The following is a 17,009-nucleotide window of genomic DNA, read 5'->3' as shown; positions in this document are numbered from 1 at the left end:
CCTTGGGCGATATGCATGGCGCGGTCAAACCGGGAAACGGTCGCCGGCTGAGCGAGATTTAGCAGCGCGAAAAAGATTGGCGGCCTCAAGACCACAAAATCACGCGAATTTCAAGGGGAGACGGCATCTGAGACGAAGTGCGCGCCTGGCACGCCCTGGAGAGCCCGCCGATCCGCTCGCGCTTCGCTTAAAATCTTGCCTGATCCTGAGCATGCCACGCGCACCCGTTGTCGCCGCGACAGGATGGCGCGGCCGCGGCGCTAGACCGCAATGGGATCCGCTGCACTCATCTTCCAAGCACCTTATTGATGACCTTGACGAGATTGTCGGGATCGAACGGCTTGGTCACCCAGCCGGAGGCGCCGGCGGCCTTGGCACGCGCCCTGAGATCGGCGTCCGACTCCGAGGTAAGAAAGACGATCGGAAGGCCGGCATGCGCAGGGGACTTCCTGAGTTCCTCGATCATCGTCAGGCCGTCCATGACAGGCATATTCAGATCGGTGACGACAAGGTCGTAGTCACCGCTCCTTGCCATTTCCAAGCCCTCGGCGCCGTTGACCGCTTCAGCGACCTCGTAGCCGGCGTCGGTGAGCGTCACTTTCGTGGTAAACCGGAGGCTCGCGGAATCCTCGACGGTCAGTAGCTTGGCATTCATGGATTTGCCTCGTTGTGAAAGGAAGCAAACCTCGAAACAATACTCGCGCTAATATCAGAAATGTAAATGATTCGGATATTCGACAATAATAAAATACATTCCAAGCGATTATCAGTCGATTCCATGCCGTCCCCATACAAATATCTAAAATTAAGGAGTAATAAAAGGATTCACACCGTGGAATTGAAGGGAGGTAAAGACGGATTACACTTCAACTATTATTTATTACCTGGATATTTTCGTATAAAGTAAGTTATTATTCTAATATTGCTGGGGCCTCATGTAGTTATAACTTCGGCAGAGAGCGTTGCCGAGAAATACCACCGGCCCATAATCTCGAGCGCAATCGACCGCGGCACAACACACGCGAGCAAGCTGCGAGCGATCTCGCCCAAAAAGAGATCGCGTGGCCAGTCCTATGGTCTTTGGGTTTTTTACGCTTAAGCGCTCAATGGGCGCGGCGGAATTTATTGGCAGCCTCGATCGCCGCCTTCTGCTGGTAGTCTTCTATCCCGAGATAGAAATCTTCGAGTTCCGCGTCCTTCAGGCCGGCGCGGCGCGAGATCACGTACCATCTTGCTGCCTCGACGGGATCCTGCTTAGTGCCGAGGGCATTGATATAGAGGTGAGCGAGTTTGTTCTGGGCAACGACATTGCCGCGATAGGCGGCGATACGCATCCAGTTGAAACCCGCCTCCATATCCGCCTTGCCGCCGACGCCGCTGACGAGCCAGAGGCCGAGGTCGAGCTGGGCCGTGTCATAGCCGGCGGCCGCGGCCCGGGCGAGCCACATGCGCGCCAGAGCCTTCTTTTCCTTCGGCACGTTCTCGACGTTGAGATAGATCTGCGCCACCGCATATTGCGCATCCGCGATGCCCTGCTCCGCGGACTTCTCGTAATAGGGAAGCGCGAGCTGCAACCCCTTCACGCCCGGATTGTCGGCAACCAGGATCTGCGCCCAATTGAACTGCGCCGAAGGTTCTCCGCCATCGGCGGCCTTGCGCATCCATTCGTCGGCCTTCTTGCGGTCGCGCGGTACATCTCGCCCTTCCATGAGGATGAGAGCGTATTTGAACATGGCGGTCTCGTTTCCGCCTTCGGCGGCCTTCTGGTACCAAAAGGCCGCATTTTTCGTATCGCGCTTGACACCCAGCCCCTGAGCCATCAGCTCCGCCAGCATCGTTTGCGCCGCCGGATCCCCAAGCTGAGCGCGCGGCAGCGCCCTTTGAAACGCGGTCAGATAGTAGCCGCGCTGAAACGCGCCGTAGGCGTCGTCGACGGGCCCCTTGTAATCCTTTTCCGGCGGAAGGTCGGGAAGTGTGGCGCCCATGCGGTCGAAGACGCCGACGCCCTCGGAGGGCTGAACCTTGTCGCCCTGTTTCGGCGCCGCGCCAGCGCCGCCCTCGGGGCCTTTCGTCTCGCCAGCCCCGAAGCGCTCGGATTTGAATGCGCCGGCCTCGGCATCCGGCGCCCGCGTCAATACATTCTCTTCGGCTTGAGGGGGAGCGGGCGGCAGTTCGACCTCGTCGGGCGCCGACTGATCGGGCTCGGCTGATTGCAGGGGCGGTTTACCCGCGCCAGCCTGAGCAAGCGCACTCAGCGGCGAAACGGTAAGGCCAAGGACGAGCGCTGTCGTCAGAAACGGAAGGAAGGAGCGGGACCGGAGAGACATGCCGCGATATCAATCTTTAAACCGTGGCGCTTTTTCGTCGAGCAACGCATTGACTTCCGCGACGACCAACGCTGCCGATGCCGGCTCGCCGAAAACAGCCAATCGCAGCGCCACGAACTCCGATCCGGAAAGCGCGACATCGAGGACGGATTTCGCATCCGTTCCGCCCATGACGATGCAGGGGATCTCGATCATCGACGCCCACCATTCGCCGAGCGCCACATTCTTCGGATGCGCCTCGGGCTTGATGTCGCCGTCGAGCTTGCCGAAGAAAACATAGTCCGGCCGCGCTTCACCGATCTCGAGCGCATTGTGGCGATCGGTGGCGTTGCCGCCGCCGACGATGAGCTTCGGGGTAAACTTCTCGACGGCTTCGGCCAGCTCCGCGCCCCCGCCGGTCACGTGCAATCCGTCGGCCTTGACGCGGCCCGCCACGCGGCTGTCGCCGGCGATCAATGCGGCGGCACCGGCGTCCTGGATTGCCGGAACCAGCTTTTCGGCGCGCTTCTGAAAGGCGCCGTCGTCCAGGCCGTATTGCGGGACGATCACCGAGGCGACGTCGCCACCTCGCAGCGCATCCGCGACCGCTTTCAACTGTTCTTCGGCGTCTGCCATGTCAGGGACGACGAGGACGAGACGGCAACGGTTTTGGGGTTCGCTCATGCGGGTATCCATTGGAATGGCGGAGGCTCGGGAGGGCCGGTCCGCTGGTATGTTGTGAGTAGTGCGCCCGGCCGCCGCTGACAAGGGCCGAAGCGCCTAAAAACGCCGACGCCGGCGGCGAGAAGGCCCGCCTGGTTCACATTGCGCTGCACAATTTGACTTGCCGCCCGAAGGGGTTTGCCGTAGCTTCTGCCGCATGCCCAACACGGACCCCTTTGCTGCGATAGCTGACCGGAACCGGCGGTATCTGCTGGAGGAGTTGCGGCGCGCTCCAAAGACGGTCAACGAACTTGCACAGGGCCTGCCGATCAGCCGCCCCGCCGTCTCACAACATCTCAAGGCGTTGCTCGACAGCAATCTGGTCTCGGTGACGTCGGAGGGAACGAAGCGCATCTATGCGGTCAACAGCCGCGGATTCGACAAGCTTAACCTCTGGCTGGACCAGTTCTGGGCTTAGTTTTCAAAAGCTTGGATTTTGGGGGAGATAGCGGGCTCTTGAGCCTTGCTTGAAAGAGGGCTGCGCCAACTTTTACTGCTCACATCGTCAAGTTGGCGCGTCAGGTTTAATGGAAACGATCACTGGCTCTTCGGGAGAACGCTCCGTTCGGTTTTCTTCCTCCTCCACCAGAATATTGGTGGCCTGCGACCGCATTCACTCCAGGTTCAGTGCACCGAAGATTTAAGACGTTGGATTGCGTCCTTGACGCGAAGTTTGCGGCGCTTGATTTCAGCTATTTCGCCGTCATCGACGGAGGGTGACGAGATCGCGCTATGCAACTCCTCCTCGAGAGCGACATGCTTTTTCTGGAGTGACTCAAGATGAGCTTCAACAGTCATTTGACCCTTCCTTCCACTTACCTTCCCCGGCCATCCATCGCCGGGGTTCAAGGTGTCAACCAAAAGAGTGTGCCATAGTATCCTTCGGTTGTCGAAGGCCAAAACATGGCGGCTGCGGGGCAAATTCGTGATCGAGTATAACTTCCCGTTACACCTATTTGGTGATAGGAGCTTGCGGAATTTGAGCGCAGGCGGACAATATGTTTAAGGGCAATTTCGGGGATCAGGACATGGCCGACCAGGAACAGGCGGAGGTAAGGCTGATGGTGGCGCGCCTTCGTCAAGAGCACGAGGATTATGATGCCGCCATCAATGCCATGATCAAGACCGGCTGCGATGCGCTGCGCATCCAGCGGATGAAGAAGAAGAAACTGGGCATCAAGGATAGATTGAGCAAGCTTGAGGACCAGATCATTCCCGACATCATCGCCTGAAGAAACGGACGCGACGACGATGACAGAAAGACCGCCAGTCGCCATCATCATGGGCAGCCAGTCCGACTGGGAGACTATGAAGAATGCCGCCGACACGCTGGAAACGCTGGAGATCAGCTACGACGCCCGGATCATTTCGGCGCATCGCACGCCTGACCGCCTGGTGAATTTCGCCAAGAGCGCACGCGACGAGGGCTTCAAGGTCATCATCGCCGGCGCCGGGGGTGCGGCCCACCTGCCCGGCATGGCGGCATCGATGACGCCGCTGCCGGTCTTCGGCGTTCCCGTGCAGTCGCGCGCACTGTCGGGTCAGGACAGTCTCTTGTCGATCGTGCAAATGCCGGCGGGCATCCCCGTTGGCACGCTTGCCATCGGCAAGGCAGGCGCGGTCAACGCGGCCCTGCTGGCGGCCGCGGTCCTTGCGCTGAGCGATGAAGATCTCGCCGAACGGCTTGACGAATGGCGAGAGCGCCAGAGTGCCGCCGTCGCCGAATACCCCATGGACGACCTATGACCGCAAAGACGATCGGCATCATCGGTGGCGGCCAGCTCGGCCGCATGCTGGCCATGGCCGCGGCGCGGCTGAATTTTCGCACCGTCATTCTGGAGCCGCAGGCCGATTGCCCAGCGGCACAGGTGGCCAACCGCCAGATTGTTGGGGCATACGACGACCCGGCCGCACTCGCCGAACTTGGCCGCTCCGCCGATATCGTCACCTACGAGTTCGAGAACGTGCCGGTGTTGGCGGCCGAGCGTCTTGCTGAAGACGTGCCCGTCTTCCCGCCGCCGAAGGCATTGGCGATGGCGCAGGACCGGCTTACCGAAAAGCGCTTCATCAACGGCTGCGGCATTCCGACCGCCCGGTTTCATGCCGTCGGCAGTCAGGCCGATCTCGAAGCGGCGCTCGCGGACTTTTCCGGCAAGGGTGTCCTGAAGACCCGCCGCCTCGGCTATGACGGCAAGGGGCAGCGCGTCTATCGTTCGTCAGCGGACAGCCCGGCCGGCGGCTATGCGGCACTTGGCGGCGTGCCGCTTATTCTCGAAAGCTTCGTCGCCTTCGAGCGCGAGATTTCGGTTATTGCGGCGCGAGGCGCCGATGGCGCTGTCGCCTGCTACGATCCCGCCGAAAACGTCCACCGCGACGGCATTCTCCACACCTCGACGGTTCCCGCCACCATTTCCGACGCCACGGCCGCGGCCGCGCGCGACGCAGCCGCAAAGATCCTTGCCGCGCTCGACTATGTCGGCGTCATCGGCATCGAATTCTTCGTGCTTGCCGACGGGGGCTTGATCGCCAACGAAATGGCGCCGCGCGTGCATAACTCAGGCCACTGGACGGAGGCGGCCTGCGTCGTCTCGCAGTTCGAGCAGCATATCCGCGCCGTCGCTGGCCTGGCACTCGGAAATGCCGCGCGCCACTCCGACTGCGTCATGCAGAACCTGATCGGTGACGATATCTTGAGCGTCCCGGATTGGCTGAAGCGCGACGGCGTGCTAGTGCACCTCTACGGCAAGACCGAAGCACGGCCCGGCCGCAAGATGGGTCACGTCACCGAACTCAAGTCCCGGCACTGACGTTCGGGCGGGATATGCCGGGAAAAAGCCCCGGCGAGCGGTTGACATGCGCCAAGTGACGGGGTATTTGCTCCCCAACCTAAAGAGCGCGCCCCGAGCGCGCTTTTGATTGTCAGAAGATACGGGCGAATGTGACATTCCCCCAAAACATCACGGATCAGGAAAATGAAGATCAAGAATTCGCTCAAGTCGCTCAAGGCGCGTCATCGCGACAACCGCCTCGTTCGCCGCAAGGGCCGCGTTTACATCATTAACAAGCTCAACCCGCGCTTCAAGGCACGTCAGGGCTGATCGGCTCGCTGCGCCCGGGCGCTTGCCCGCTGGCGCGCGACCTGCCGGAAGCACCTGCGTTGCCGGCCTCACGCTAATGTTCTTTGATCTTCGACCATGGCGGGATACTATTCCCGCCATGCGCATTTTTGTTTCCATGCGATCGGTTCTACCGATCGTGCTCGCCCTCTTCGCCAGTCTCCCCACTCCCGCCGCCGCGGACGATCCGGCGCCGGTCGAGCAAAAGGATGCGGCGACCTCCCCCAAGCAGCATCTAGATGATCTCTTCACGGCGCTGAGGCGCGAACGCGATGCCGAACAGGCGAATGTCATCGCCGACCAAATTCGCGAGGTTTGGAACGATTCGGGCAGCGCCACGATCAACCTCCTGATGCAGTGGGCGGACAAGGCGATCCTTGAAAAGCGCAACGCCGCAGCGCTCGACTTCCTCGATCAGGTGATCGCCCTCAAGCCCAACTACATCGAAGGCTGGAACCGCCGGGCCACGTTGAACTACGCCCTCGGCAACTATCGAAAGTCCATGGAGGACATCAACCAGGTGCTGATGCTGGAGCCCCGGCACTTTGGAGCGCTTGCCGGCATGGCGGCGATCTTGAGCGAAAACGGCAATGACGAACTCGCGCTCAAGGCCTGGCAGCGCTTTCTGGAGATCTACCCCTCCGACCGCAGCGCGCAGCAGCAGGTGGACACGCTGACCGACAAACTTGCAGGCAACCCTATCTAGAGCAACTCCAGGAGAAGTATGACGCGGTTTTAAGTCCGGAATTGCGTAAAGCCAGCGCCGGTCCCTTCCACCGATCGATCGACTGAACTGCGACCATACCTTGATGACCGTTCTTCTTTTCGCCCTTGCCCCCTTCGTTCTCCTCATTGGCTACTCGGCCTGCAAGGCCCACGCCATCGAGCGGCGCTTTCCTAACATCGGCGAGCTGACCGACGTCGGCGGGCTCAGGCTCAACGCGGCTCACCTGCCAGCGCCGCCCGGCGCCGACCTGCCGCCGCTCGTGTTCATTCACGGCGCCAGCGGCAATCTGCGGGACCAATACGAAGCCTTTGCCGGACCGCTGAAAGACCGCGCCGAAATGCTTTTCGTCGACCGGCCGGGCCATGGCTATTCGGAGCGCGGCGGGCGCGAAAATGCGCTGCCGTCCGGCCAGGCCGATGCGATCGCGAGACTGATGGAGAAGCGCGGCATCGAACGGGCGATCATCGTCGGCCACTCCTTCGGCGGTGCGATCGCGGCGGCCTTCGGCGTGCGCCATCCACAGAAGACCGCGGGGCTTCTCTTCCTTTCACCCGCCACGCATCCCTGGCCTGGCGGCATAGACTGGTACTATAGGCTTGCCGCCACACCCTTCCTCGGCTGGCTGTTCAGCCATCTGTTGGTTGTCCCCCTCGGCCTGCGGCGGCTGGAAACCGGTACCCGGAACATCTTTTCCCCCAACCCCCGCCCCGCCGGCTACGTCGAGGCGACGGCACCCGCCTTGGTGCTGCGGCCGCGCACGTTTCGGCACAACGCGGCCGATGTCGCCAATCTCTTCGCCTATGTGTCTTCCGAGGCGCCGGCCTATCGCAGCATCACCGCACCGACCGTGATCATCACCGGCGACAGCGACGACATCGTCCTGGCACACCTGCACTCGCACGGCCTTGCCCGCGACATAGCGAGCGCGGAACTCGTCACCATCCGCAATCTCGGGCACAAGCCCGACTATGTCGCGACGGATGTGGCGATCGCCGCGATCGAGCACCTGTCCGGTTTGCCGAGAGACCTCGCCGGCATGGCACGCGATGCGGAAGAGCGCATCATCGCCGCTCATCCCTAGCCAAAGCGGCGCGCACGCATAAGCTTCTTTAGGCCGGTTCCAAGTCGGCATTTTCGTCGCGTGGGAGCGTTTGAACGGCGCCTTTCACACTCTCGACAATGATTGCAGCAAGCCGGCGCGCTGCCGGCTCCGGTTCGGCTTCGGCGCGATGGAGAACGAGATCCAGCTTCGGCAGGAGAGGAAGGCCGCTGCGATCGCTGTCGAGCCGACGAACCTTATCCGGCAATCCCAGCGGTGTGCGGATGGTGATACCAAGCCCGGCTGCGGTCGCTGCCCACAGGCCGCCGAGGCTGGGGCTCACGAAGGCGATCCGAAAGGCGATGCCGGCATGATCCAGCGCTCGCGTCGCCGCGTCGCGCAACAGGCAAGGCGCCTCGAGCACCGAGAGCGGTAACGGCTCGCCGCCGTCCGCCCGCCAGCCGGTAAACGCCTCCGCCGGTCCCACCCAGCACATCGGCACCTCGGCGATCCGCTCGCAATGCGCGCTCTGGTATCCGTTGCTCCAGGCGAGTGCCAGATCGAGACGGCCGGAGGTCACGCGCTCGACCAGTTCGGCATTGCGCACCACGCGAGCCTCGATCCGGACCTTCGGATGGGCGCGTGCAAAGCGGCCGAGCACCTGCGGCAGCAGCGTCTCGCCAAAATCCTCCTGCAAGCCGAGCCGCACCCAGCCTTCCAGTTCGCCACCGCGAATGGCGACGGCAGCCTCGTCGTTAAGATCGAGAAGACGGCGGGCATAGGTAAGCATGGTCTCGCCCGCCTCCGTCAGCGCCAGCCCGCGCCCCGCCTTTCGGAAGATCGGCGTTCCCGCCTGCTCCTCCAGCTTCTTCAATTGCGCGCTGACGGCCGAGGTGGAACGACCGACGCGATCGGCTGCCTTTGCGAAGCTGCCGAGTTCGACGCCGGTGACGAAGCTGCGCAGCACATCCAGATCGAACAGCAGGCGGCTCATGATGATCATCCTGTATTTCGGGATTGTACGTACCATATTATCTGATTTTCGGGATGATTATCCCGCGCTATGAAATAGTGGTCAACCACTCTTTGCGAGGCCATCATGCCCATCACCCGCATCTCCCTTCGCCGCGGCAAGTCGCCCCAATATCTGAAGGCACTTGGCGACAGTCTGCATCGTGCCATGATCGAGACGTTCGACGTCCCGCCTGCCGATCGCTTCCAGGTGTTCCACCAGCTGGAAGCAGACGAGCTCATCTTCGACCGCGACTATCTCGCCGGGCCGCGCTCGGACGACTTCGTCTTCTTCGATATAACGACCGGCAAGCCGCGCTCGGCGGAGGTCAAGCAGGCCTTCTACCGCAGACTTGCGGAGCTGCTCGCCGAAGCGCCGGGCCTTCGACCCGAAGACGTCTTGGTGACGATCACCACCGCCGCCCGCGAGGACTGGTCGTTCGGCAACGGCCTCGCCCAGATGCTGTGACCGAAGTCATGATTACCGGAAAGGAGCGCGTCATGATCGCGATGCAATACCGATTCACCTTGCCCGCCGACTACGACATGTCGATCATCGAACGGCGAATCCGTGACAAGGGGCCGCTGCTCGACCGGTTCCCCGGCCTCGGCTTCAAGGCGTATCTGTACGCTGTCGCGGACGACACAGCGACCGGCGGCCGCGAAAACCTCTACGCACCATTCTACGTCTGGGAGAACCACGAAGGTTTGAGCGACTTTCTATGCGGTCCGCCTTTCGTCGCCGTCACGGAGGCCTTCGGTTGGCCGCAGGTAAAGACCTGGGTTGTCTGGCACGCCGGTATTGGGGTCGATCCACGTCAGGCGCGTTTCGCCACCCGCGAGATCACCGCGATCACCCCATATTCCGATCTCGCCGCCCTGCGCCGCCAGGAAACCGACCGCGCGAAAGAGGAAATCGCCGGCGTCGGCGGAACGCTTGCCTCCGTCGCTGGTTTCGAGCCGACGACGTGGACGCTGATGAGATTTCGGCTGTGGGCATATCCGCCGCCGCTGGATGTACGCGTTGGGGCCGAAACCTATCGGGTCGGTCACGTCTCCTGGCCGGCAGCCGACAATGTCACGGCGACAAAGTGATTGTTTCATCGATGCAACGAGCGCTTTAAGGATGAGAGGAAACTTGTTTAGCCAGGAGCGCTACGAATGGTTGATTTCGCAATGATCGAGGCCGCCCGCGGGCGGCTTGCCGGAAATGAGCGGCTGACACCGCTTCTCTCGTCGCCGTTCCTCGACGAGATCGCCGGGCGACGTCTCTACGTGAAGGCCGAATGCCTGCAGCATTCCGGCTCGTTCAAGTTCCGCGGCGGCTGGTCGGCGGTTTCCGCTCTGGAACCGTCGCTGCGCGCCAGGGGCGTCATTGCGTTTTCCTCGGGCAACCACGCCCAGGGTGTTGCGCTTGCGGCAAAGCTTCACGGCGTGCCCTCGGTCATCGTCATGCCCACCGATGCGCCCGCCTTGAAGATCGAAAACACCCGCGCCTTCGGCGCCGAAGTGGTGCTCTACGACCGGATTAGCGAGGACCGTGACGCGATCGGCGAACGGATGTCGCGCGAGCGAGGCCTGACGCTGATCAAACCGTTCGACGAGCCGCTGGTGATCGCCGGCCAGGGTACGGTCGGACTGGAGATCGCCGAGCAGGCGAAGGAGGTCGGGATCGACACGGCCGATGTGCTCGTGCCTTGCGGCGGCGGCGGACTGACCTCCGGCATCGCGCTGGCGCTGGAAGCAAAGGCGCCGGGTCTGCGCGCCCGCCCTTGCGAACCCGCCGGCTTCGACGACACGCGGCGATCGCTCGCCTCGGGAAAGATCGAGCGCAACGCCGCGATGACCGGCTCGATCTGCGACGCGATCATCACGCCGCAGCCGGGCGACATCACCTTTCCGATCATGAAGCGGCTGTGCGGCTCCGGCATCGCGGTCACCGACGCCCGGGCCCTGGATGCCATGGCGCTCGCCTTCACGCGCCTCAAGATCGTCATCGAGCCCGGCGGCGCCGTGGCGCTCGCAGCAGCCCTCTTTCACCGGGAGAGTGTCGAAGGAGATTCGGTGATCGTGGTTGCCTCGGGCGGCAACGTCGAGGCCGGCATGTTCAAGACGGCGCTAGACGGCCGCCATCCCTGAGGCCACCCCTTCATCTTTGCAGGCCGTGCTGCCCGTTCTCTCCGTCGTCCCGGCCTTCAGCCGGGATCCAGCCGCGTCGCGTCGGCGGCGCGAAAGAGCCTTTGCGCGCAAGGACTTGCGCGCCGTGGACCCGGGGATCGAGTCCGGGGCGACGGCGGATGGCGGCGCAGTCCTGGTAACCGTCAGAGTTTGTTCAGAGGTTTGAAAGCTCGCACCAGTCAAGGAGCGAGCTTCGTTTCTTAGCCGCCGGGTCGGCCGGTTCAGATCCCGCTCTGGCCGTCGGAGCCGATATAGGCGATGCGCAGCATGTTGGTCGCACCGGGCGTTCCGAGCGGCACGCCGGCGGAAATGATGATGCGGTCGCCAGGCTTGCCGAAACCTTCCGAGGCGACGATGCGGCAGGCGCGGTTGACCATGTCGTCGAGATCGGTCGCGTCATGGGTGACGACGCAGTGCAGGCCCCAAACCACCGAAAGCCGGCGCGCCGTCTGGATGATCGGCGACAGCGCGATGATCGGCACCTGCGGGCGCTCGCGTGAAGCGCGAAGGCCGGTCGTGCCCGAAGAGGTGTAACAAACGATCGCCGACAGCTTCAGCGTCTCCGCGATCTGGCGGGCGGCCAGCGATATGGCGTCGGCGCCGGTCGCTTCGGGCTGCGGGCGCTGTGCGTAGATGATGCCCGAATAATGCGGCTCGCGCTCGATGGTGCTGGCGATCGACGCCATCATCGACACGGCCTCGACCGGATAGTCCCCCGACGCGGACTCGGCCGACAGCATCACCGCATCCGCGCCCTCGAACACGGCGGTCGCGACGTCCGAAACCTCGGCGCGCGTCGGCACCGGCGAGGAAATCATCGATTCCAGCATCTGCGTGGCGACGACGACCGGCTTGCCGGAACGGCGGCAGGCGCGGATGAGCTGCTTCTGGATGCCAGGAACTGATTCCAAGGGCATTTCGACCCCAAGATCGCCGCGCGCCACCATCAGGGCGTCGGAAAGCTCGATGATCTCTTCGATGCGTTCGACCGCCTGCGGCTTTTCGATCTTCGACATCAGGCCGACGCGGCCGCGCGCGACCTTGCGGACTTCGGCCAGGTCTTCCGGCCGCTGAATGAAGGAAAGTGCAACCCAGTCGACCTCGTTGGTCGCGAGCACCGCATCCAGATCGACGCGGTCCTTGTCGGTCAGAGCGCCGACGCCGAGCAGGGTATCGGGCAGGCTGACGCCCTTGCGGTCGGAAATCCTAGTGCCGGAAACGACCGTCGTGACGATGCTCTTGCCGTCGCATTTTTCGGCGCGCAGCATCAGCTTTCCGTCGTCGATCAGCAGGCGGTGACCCGGCTTGACCGATTCCAGGATTTCAGGATGCGGCAGAAAGACGCGGTTTCCGTCGCCGGGAGCCTCGTTGCTGTCGAGCGTGAAGGTTTGGCCCGCCTTCAACTCGACCTTGCCGTCCGTGAACTTGCCAACGCGCAGTTTCGGTCCCTGCAAGTCGGCGAGAATGCCGATCGGACGACCGCAGCGCGCCTCGACCGCGCGGATGCGCTGGATAAGCGTGCGCATCACCTCGTGGCTGGCATGGCTCATGTTGATGCGGAAGAGATCGGCTCCGGCCTCGTGCAGCTTCTGGATCATCGCCTCGTCAGAGGAGGCGGGACCGAGCGTGGCGAGGATTTTGACTTTGCGGTTGCGCTTCATCAATTCTGGCTTTCCTGGCTGCCAGGGGTGTCGGAAAGCTGAACCATCCAGCTTGCCTGGCGCCCTGTGTCGTATTCCTTGAATCCCATCTTCTGGTGGCCGCGGGCGTAGCAATCCTTCACACCGACGATCTTGAATTCGTTTTCCGCCACGCACATGTCGACATTGCCGGTCCAGCGACCTCCGCGAGCGGCATCTTCCGCGTAGAGGTAGTAGTAACGGGACTGAAGCGGGCCTTCGATCAGCGTGGCGCAAGTCGTCGCCGGAACCTGCCACCAGCCTTCGGTGACCCAGCCCTCCTTGGCGCGGTAACCGATCGCGACGCCGACGAGGTTCTGCGTCCCGTTGCAGACACGGAAATCGGCATGCGCGGCATTCGGCAAAAGAAACGGCGAGGCTGCACCAAAGATGAAAACGGATGCACGGGCAAGCGGCTTCAACCGCTTAACGAAACTTGGTGCTAATCGGCTGAACACGGTTTCCAATGGGCTCCACGGTTGCTCGTTGCATCGTCTTCTTGCGCTGTCGTCCAGCGAATGTCAACGCAACTCTAATCGATTATATTGCTTTCACGGAGACGAAGTACAAGGACAAAAGGACGCCGCCGCGCGGGCCAACTTGCACGGTTTGGCCGCTCGTGTCATCAAGCCTGAAGCTGAAATGCAGCATCGGCACCCTCAATGAACAACTTCGAATCGCATCACGTCCTATCCGGCAATCATGACCAAGGCATGATCATTCTCGGCGATCACGCCATGAACCGTCTGCCCGAACGATACGGCCGGCTCGGCCTTCCCGAAACGGCGTTCGCGCGTCATATCGCCTATGACATCGGCATCGAAGGTCTTTGCCGCAGACTTTCGGCGATACTCGGCGTGCCCGCGGTGCTTGGCGGCTTTTCCCGGCTGCTGATCGACCCGAACCGCGGCGAAGACGACCCGACGCTGATCATGAAGATTTCCGATGGCGCCATCATCGCGGGCAATCATCCGATCTCCGATGAAGAGTGGGCGAGCCGGATCGAAAGCTTCCATCGCCCCTACCACAAGGCGGTCGCCGATAAGATTGCGGCGGTTGCGGCGGCAAGCGGCGTGGCGCCGCTGGTGCTGTCGCTCCACTCGTTCACACCGGCCTGGAAGGGCGTAGCGCGGCCCTGGCATGCAAGCGTGCTGTGGGACAGCGACCCGCGCGCCGTCCGCCCGCTCCTGGCAAAGCTTAGGGAATATCCAGATCTGGTGATCGGCGACAACGAGCCCTATGATGGGGCGCTGCGCGGCGACACCATGTATAGGCATTGCCTGGTCAAAGGCATTCCGCATGCACTTCTCGAAGTCCGCCAGGATTTGATCGCCGACGAGCGCGGCATTGCTGAATGGGCCGAGCGCCTGGCACCGATCTTTTCCGCGATCAACGCCGACCCGGCGCTGCATGCCTACGAGATCCATCCGTCGCGCACCGGCCCCTATCCGGGGCCCGAGGAGACGAAACGATGACCATGCTCAGCGACGAACAGAAGACCGAACTCGAAGCGGCCGCCTTCCGCAGGCTTGTCGCACATTTGCGCGAACGCAGCGACGTAGAGAACATCGACCTGATGAACCTCGCGGGCTTTTGCCGCAACTGCCTGTCCAACTGGTATCTCGAGGCAGCCGAACAAGCGGGCATGACCCTTTCCAAGGATCAATCGCGCGAGATTGTCTACGGCATGCCTTACGAGGATTGGAAGACGCTGCACCAGACGGAAGCCAATCCTGTGCAAAAGGCCGAATTTGAACGGAACAAGCCGAAAGAATAACTAAACTTCGTGCAAACCCGCTTGACGTTCGGCGCCGTTCGCGGCAGGTCATCGGCCCGACCAAATTCAAATCTCACATCATTCAGGAGATACCGATGTCTGATGCACATGGCGTCACCCGCGATCAGCTTCGCGCTTTTGTCGAGCGCATCGAACGGCTGGAAGAAGAAAAGAAGACCATCGCCGACGACATCAAGGACGTCTACGGCGAAGCCAAGGGCATGGGCTTCGATACCAAGATCCTGAAAAAGGTGATCGTGCTGCGCAAGAAGGACGAGCAAGAGCGCATGGAAGAGGACGCTATCCTCGACACCTACCTGCACGCCCTCGGCATGATCGAAACGCCGCCGGAAGGCTGAGCCCGAAAGCCCATTCTTCCGCACAAACGAAAACCGCCGGATCGCTCCGGCGGTTTCTTATTTTTGCGACCTGATCGATCGCTGCTACTGGACTGCGTCGAATTTTTTCACTGCCATGAAGTTCACGGCTGAACCGCTGAAGCGTTCTGCGTCGATCGAAGCCGTCTTCGTCGTGAAGCCGTTGGTGTAGACCGCCGTCGGCTGGATCCTGAGCGTCGGGCTGACGAACCGCGGCGCCTTGACGGGCTTTGCCACCGTCTCCATCCGGGCATTGGTCAGCGCCCATTGCGAGATGATCTTTTGCGTCAGCTTCGGCTCGGTTCGAACGGTCGCGCGCGATTCGTCGGCGAGCTGCGCGTCCTGCTTGTTCGGACGTCCGCCCTTTGCCGGCTGGCCGACCGCGATGCCGGTATCGGCGACCTGTGGTGCCACCAGATTGAAGGCGTCGTTGAAGCGCATCCGGCCATCGGTCGGGGGTGCAAGGGCAGCCATCTGCGTCGGCAGGGAGCGCGACGCCGGCGTCTTGGCGGGAGCAGCAGCGTTGATGGCCTCGACGGCGGAGCTTGCGGGAACGGGCGCTTCAGCCGATACGTTTTCGTCGCCGCGGCCCTGTTCAAGTGCTGCAACGATGGCCGGCGAAAGCATGTTGCTCTGGTCGGCGGCGTCGTCCGCTGCCTCAGGCTCGGCCTCGGCGGCCGCCAACAGCTTTTCGGCAAGCGCGGGGCGCTCGGCCGGAACCGGTACGGAGACCAGCTGGTCCGTCATGCTGGCGGCACCTGGATCGGCGGATGCGACTTCCGTGCCACTGGCGCGGTCGGCAAGCAGCGACGGCACCGGAATGCTGAGGCCCTTAAGATCGGCGGGCTGCGTCTCAGCGGTCTGTTCATCTCCCGGAAGGGCGGCGGCAAGCGCTTCCTGAGCGGCACTATGCGTCGGCGATACCAGGGCGGAAGCCATATCGCTGCCTGCCGACTGGCCACCCAATGCCGGGCGCACAAGCGGAACCGGCGCGTTCAGGCTGGCAATCTGCGTTCCGGGCTGCGTTTCGGCGGGCGCTGCCTCCTCCGGCTGCTTGGCTTCCGGCGCAGCAGGAGCCGCAGCCGTTGTCGTTGCCGGCGAATCGCTATCGGAATTATCCTCGTCCTCGTCGGCGCCGCCGCCAAAGAGGGCTGCAAAGAAGCCGCGATGCTTGGTCGATGAAGCGCTTGCGATCTGGATATCGTCGGACGCCATGCGGCGCTTGTAGTCGGCGAGCGCCTGCTGGTAGCCCGGCAATGGCTTGCCGTCGGCCGGAATATGCATCGTCTTGCCATCCGGGAAGAGGCGCACCAGTTGCTGACGGTCCATGCGCGGCCAGGCGCGCACGCCACCGACGTCCATGTGGACGAAGGGAGAGCCGGAGCTCGGATAATAGCCGACGCCGCCGACCTGCAGCTTCATGCCGATCTCGCGCAGCTTGGTCAGCTTCACGTCGGGAATATAATAGTCCATCGCCCTGCCGAGCATATGCTGGCTCTTCTTGGCGACGCCGGTGTGAGAGGTGCGCGTGCGCAGCATCTCGTTGGTTTCGGGCGAACGGAAGCCGCAGACGACATTGATGAATTCATGCGAACCGCTCTCGCGGTAGACTTCCCAGATCAGGTCGAAGAGGCGAGGATCCATCTTCGTCGGCTGATTCTTGCGCCAGTCGCGTAGGATGCGGTTCAGCTGCTCAAGACCGCGCGGGTCGAACTTGCCGTTACGCTTGTAGGTGATGACGGCTTTTTCGCCGGTGTGGACGTAGTAGATCTTCAGACTGCGCGTTTCGCCAGCCGCCTCGGAGGGCGACCCTACGAAAACCGGAGTGGAAACGGCTGCCGCAAGCAGGCCAACCACAGTGGTTTTGGCCAGCTTGCCGCATATCTGGGCGCACACGGAGCGCCAGCTCAAGCGGCTACGCTTGGGTTTCCCATTCTGATCCAGCAATTCTTAGTCCCCATCCGACAGACAATGTCGCATCGTGTTCCCAATGGCTGACAATTGCGGTGACACCATGGCAAAAATGCCACAGGCGTTCAACCGCTTATTACATAGTGAACGATGTACTAACAAGAT

Annotated in this window: 21 protein-coding genes; 13 read left to right on the top strand and 8 right to left on the bottom strand. The window is 62.3% G+C overall.

The genetic code is table 11. From position 1 onward, the window contains the following. Window positions 1-286: 286 nt before the first annotated feature. The 3 genes from AB4048_RS06610 to AB4048_RS06600 form a co-directional block, all read right to left on the bottom strand. The gene (locus tag AB4048_RS06610; protein WP_442201129.1) at window positions 287-655 is read right to left on the bottom strand and encodes a response regulator; all 369 of its coding nucleotides are present in this window, start codon (window positions 653-655) and stop codon (window positions 287-289) included. Window positions 656-1,103: 448 nt separating this feature from the next. Beyond that, complete coding sequence (locus AB4048_RS06605; protein WP_442201128.1) at window positions 1,104-2,327, bottom strand: sel1 repeat family protein; 1,224 nt, start codon at window positions 2,325-2,327, stop codon at window positions 1,104-1,106. 9 nt (window positions 2,328-2,336) lie between these two features. Beyond that, the gene (locus AB4048_RS06600; RefSeq protein WP_442201127.1) at window positions 2,337-2,990 is read right to left on the bottom strand and encodes a thiamine phosphate synthase; all 654 of its coding nucleotides are present in this window, start codon (window positions 2,988-2,990) and stop codon (window positions 2,337-2,339) included. Window positions 2,991-3,186: 196 nt separating this feature from the next. Here AB4048_RS06600 and AB4048_RS06595 point away from each other — a divergent pair, with 196 nt between their 5' ends. Beyond that, a complete protein-coding gene (locus AB4048_RS06595) occupies window positions 3,187-3,447 on the top strand; it encodes an ArsR/SmtB family transcription factor (RefSeq protein ID WP_442201126.1) in 261 nt (86 codons plus the stop codon). A 206-nt stretch (window positions 3,448-3,653) separates the two neighbouring features. Here the strand turns inward: AB4048_RS06595 and AB4048_RS06590 are convergent, their stop codons facing one another. Beyond that, complete coding sequence (locus AB4048_RS06590; RefSeq protein ID WP_442201125.1) at window positions 3,654-3,827, bottom strand: YdcH family protein; 174 nt, start codon at window positions 3,825-3,827, stop codon at window positions 3,654-3,656. A gap of 230 nt (window positions 3,828-4,057) precedes the next feature. On the opposite strand from AB4048_RS06590, the gene AB4048_RS06585 reads away from it, so the two are divergent. The 6 genes from AB4048_RS06585 (at window position 4,058) to AB4048_RS06560 (ending at window position 7,953) form a co-directional block, all read left to right on the top strand. Beyond that, window positions 4,058-4,261: a YdcH family protein gene (locus AB4048_RS06585; RefSeq protein ID WP_442201289.1), complete on the top strand. Its 204-nt coding sequence runs from the start codon at window positions 4,058-4,060 to the stop codon at window positions 4,259-4,261. Window positions 4,262-4,280: 19 nt separating this feature from the next. Further along, window positions 4,281-4,775, top strand: a complete 495-nt coding sequence (gene purE / locus AB4048_RS06580; RefSeq protein ID WP_442201124.1) for a 5-(carboxyamino)imidazole ribonucleotide mutase — start codon at window positions 4,281-4,283, stop codon at window positions 4,773-4,775. Continuing rightward, window positions 4,772-5,836, top strand: coding sequence for a 5-(carboxyamino)imidazole ribonucleotide synthase (locus tag AB4048_RS06575; RefSeq protein WP_442201123.1), 1,065 nt, complete (start codon window positions 4,772-4,774; stop codon window positions 5,834-5,836). Before purE ends, AB4048_RS06575 begins: the two co-directional genes overlap by 4 nt. Window positions 5,837-6,001: 165 nt before the next feature. After that, window positions 6,002-6,127, top strand: a complete 126-nt coding sequence (ykgO, locus tag AB4048_RS06570; RefSeq protein WP_037069952.1) for a type B 50S ribosomal protein L36 — start codon at window positions 6,002-6,004, stop codon at window positions 6,125-6,127. A 109-nt stretch (window positions 6,128-6,236) separates the two neighbouring features. Then, a complete protein-coding gene (locus AB4048_RS06565) occupies window positions 6,237-6,851 on the top strand; it encodes a hypothetical protein (protein WP_442201288.1) in 615 nt (204 codons plus the stop codon). 100 nt (window positions 6,852-6,951) lie between these two features. Then, on the top strand, window positions 6,952-7,953 hold the full coding sequence (locus AB4048_RS06560) for an alpha/beta fold hydrolase (protein ID WP_442201122.1): 1,002 nt from the start codon (window positions 6,952-6,954) through the stop codon (window positions 7,951-7,953). 28 nt (window positions 7,954-7,981) lie between these two features. Here AB4048_RS06560 and AB4048_RS06555 read toward each other — a convergent pair whose 3' ends face one another. Further along, on the bottom strand, window positions 7,982-8,905 hold the full coding sequence (locus AB4048_RS06555; RefSeq protein ID WP_442201121.1) for a LysR substrate-binding domain-containing protein: 924 nt from the start codon (window positions 8,903-8,905) through the stop codon (window positions 7,982-7,984). Between the two features lie 105 nt (window positions 8,906-9,010). Here AB4048_RS06555 and AB4048_RS06550 point away from each other — a divergent pair, with 105 nt between their 5' ends. The 3 genes from AB4048_RS06550 to AB4048_RS06540 all read left to right on the top strand — a co-directional run bounded on the left by AB4048_RS06550 (window position 9,011) and on the right by AB4048_RS06540 (window position 11,061). After that, window positions 9,011-9,391 (top strand): tautomerase family protein, encoded by a 381-nt coding sequence (locus tag AB4048_RS06550; RefSeq protein WP_442201120.1) that lies wholly within the window; start codon window positions 9,011-9,013, stop codon window positions 9,389-9,391. 32 nt (window positions 9,392-9,423) lie between these two features. Beyond that, on the top strand, window positions 9,424-10,017 hold the full coding sequence (locus AB4048_RS06545; RefSeq protein ID WP_442201119.1) for a DUF4865 family protein: 594 nt from the start codon (window positions 9,424-9,426) through the stop codon (window positions 10,015-10,017). A gap of 66 nt (window positions 10,018-10,083) precedes the next feature. Continuing rightward, window positions 10,084-11,061, top strand: coding sequence for a threonine ammonia-lyase (locus AB4048_RS06540; RefSeq protein ID WP_442201118.1), 978 nt, complete (start codon window positions 10,084-10,086; stop codon window positions 11,059-11,061). Between the two features lie 260 nt (window positions 11,062-11,321). Here AB4048_RS06540 and pyk read toward each other — a convergent pair whose 3' ends face one another. Together pyk and AB4048_RS06530 are read right to left on the bottom strand one after the other, a co-directional pair. Continuing rightward, a complete protein-coding gene (gene pyk / locus AB4048_RS06535; protein WP_442201117.1) occupies window positions 11,322-12,761 on the bottom strand; it encodes a pyruvate kinase in 1,440 nt (479 codons plus the stop codon). Beyond that, window positions 12,761-13,246, bottom strand: coding sequence for a DUF1036 domain-containing protein (locus AB4048_RS06530; protein WP_442201116.1), 486 nt, complete (start codon window positions 13,244-13,246; stop codon window positions 12,761-12,763). The genes pyk and AB4048_RS06530 overlap by 1 nt, the downstream gene beginning before the upstream one ends. Window positions 13,247-13,441: 195 nt before the next feature. On the opposite strand from AB4048_RS06530, the gene AB4048_RS06525 reads away from it, so the two are divergent. From AB4048_RS06525 to AB4048_RS06515, 3 genes are all read left to right on the top strand, one after another. Continuing rightward, window positions 13,442-14,254 (top strand): N-formylglutamate amidohydrolase, encoded by an 813-nt coding sequence (locus tag AB4048_RS06525; RefSeq protein ID WP_442201115.1) that lies wholly within the window; start codon window positions 13,442-13,444, stop codon window positions 14,252-14,254. Further along, window positions 14,251-14,556 carry a DUF1244 domain-containing protein gene (locus AB4048_RS06520; RefSeq protein WP_442201114.1) on the top strand — a complete coding sequence of 102 codons (306 nt, stop codon included), beginning with the start codon at window positions 14,251-14,253 and terminating at the stop codon, window positions 14,554-14,556. Before AB4048_RS06525 ends, AB4048_RS06520 begins: the two co-directional genes overlap by 4 nt. Window positions 14,557-14,651: 95 nt before the next feature. Beyond that, complete coding sequence (locus AB4048_RS06515; RefSeq protein ID WP_442201113.1) at window positions 14,652-14,915, top strand: DUF2312 domain-containing protein; 264 nt, start codon at window positions 14,652-14,654, stop codon at window positions 14,913-14,915. An 84-nt stretch (window positions 14,916-14,999) separates the two neighbouring features. Here AB4048_RS06515 and AB4048_RS06510 read toward each other — a convergent pair whose 3' ends face one another. After that, on the bottom strand, window positions 15,000-16,880 hold the full coding sequence (locus AB4048_RS06510; protein ID WP_442201112.1) for a DUF882 domain-containing protein: 1,881 nt from the start codon (window positions 16,878-16,880) through the stop codon (window positions 15,000-15,002). Window positions 16,881-17,009 lie beyond the last annotated feature (129 nt).

The organism is Rhizobium sp. RAF56, assembly GCF_052113965.1.
In the GTDB taxonomy this organism is placed as follows: domain Bacteria; phylum Pseudomonadota; class Alphaproteobacteria; order Rhizobiales; family Rhizobiaceae; genus Rhizobium.
Note: the sequence above shows the minus strand (reverse complement) of the source record. Positions and strands in the feature narration are given on the sequence as shown.

Coding starts and splice junctions, on each gene's coding strand:
- purE (WP_442201124.1), top strand. CDS start 4,281: ATGACAGAAAGACCGCCAGTCGCCATCATCATGGGCAGCCAGTCCGAC.
- AB4048_RS06525 (WP_442201115.1), top strand. CDS start 13,442: ATGAACAACTTCGAATCGCATCACGTCCTATCCGGCAATCATGACCAA.
- AB4048_RS06540 (WP_442201118.1), top strand. CDS start 10,084: ATGGTTGATTTCGCAATGATCGAGGCCGCCCGCGGGCGGCTTGCCGGA.
- AB4048_RS06515 (WP_442201113.1), top strand. CDS start 14,652: ATGTCTGATGCACATGGCGTCACCCGCGATCAGCTTCGCGCTTTTGTC.
- AB4048_RS06575 (WP_442201123.1), top strand. CDS start 4,772: ATGACCGCAAAGACGATCGGCATCATCGGTGGCGGCCAGCTCGGCCGC.
- AB4048_RS06550 (WP_442201120.1), top strand. CDS start 9,011: ATGCCCATCACCCGCATCTCCCTTCGCCGCGGCAAGTCGCCCCAATAT.
- AB4048_RS06545 (WP_442201119.1), top strand. CDS start 9,424: ATGATCGCGATGCAATACCGATTCACCTTGCCCGCCGACTACGACATG.
- pyk (WP_442201117.1), bottom strand. CDS start 12,761: ATGAAGCGCAACCGCAAAGTCAAAATCCTCGCCACGCTCGGTCCCGCC.
- AB4048_RS06555 (WP_442201121.1), bottom strand. CDS start 8,905: ATGAGCCGCCTGCTGTTCGATCTGGATGTGCTGCGCAGCTTCGTCACC.
- AB4048_RS06610 (WP_442201129.1), bottom strand. CDS start 655: ATGAATGCCAAGCTACTGACCGTCGAGGATTCCGCGAGCCTCCGGTTT.
- ykgO (WP_037069952.1), top strand. CDS start 6,002: ATGAAGATCAAGAATTCGCTCAAGTCGCTCAAGGCGCGTCATCGCGAC.
- AB4048_RS06585 (WP_442201289.1), top strand. CDS start 4,058: ATGGCCGACCAGGAACAGGCGGAGGTAAGGCTGATGGTGGCGCGCCTT.
- AB4048_RS06605 (WP_442201128.1), bottom strand. CDS start 2,327: ATGTCTCTCCGGTCCCGCTCCTTCCTTCCGTTTCTGACGACAGCGCTC.
- AB4048_RS06595 (WP_442201126.1), top strand. CDS start 3,187: ATGCCCAACACGGACCCCTTTGCTGCGATAGCTGACCGGAACCGGCGG.
- AB4048_RS06520 (WP_442201114.1), top strand. CDS start 14,251: ATGACCATGCTCAGCGACGAACAGAAGACCGAACTCGAAGCGGCCGCC.
- AB4048_RS06600 (WP_442201127.1), bottom strand. CDS start 2,990: ATGAGCGAACCCCAAAACCGTTGCCGTCTCGTCCTCGTCGTCCCTGAC.
- AB4048_RS06590 (WP_442201125.1), bottom strand. CDS start 3,827: ATGACTGTTGAAGCTCATCTTGAGTCACTCCAGAAAAAGCATGTCGCT.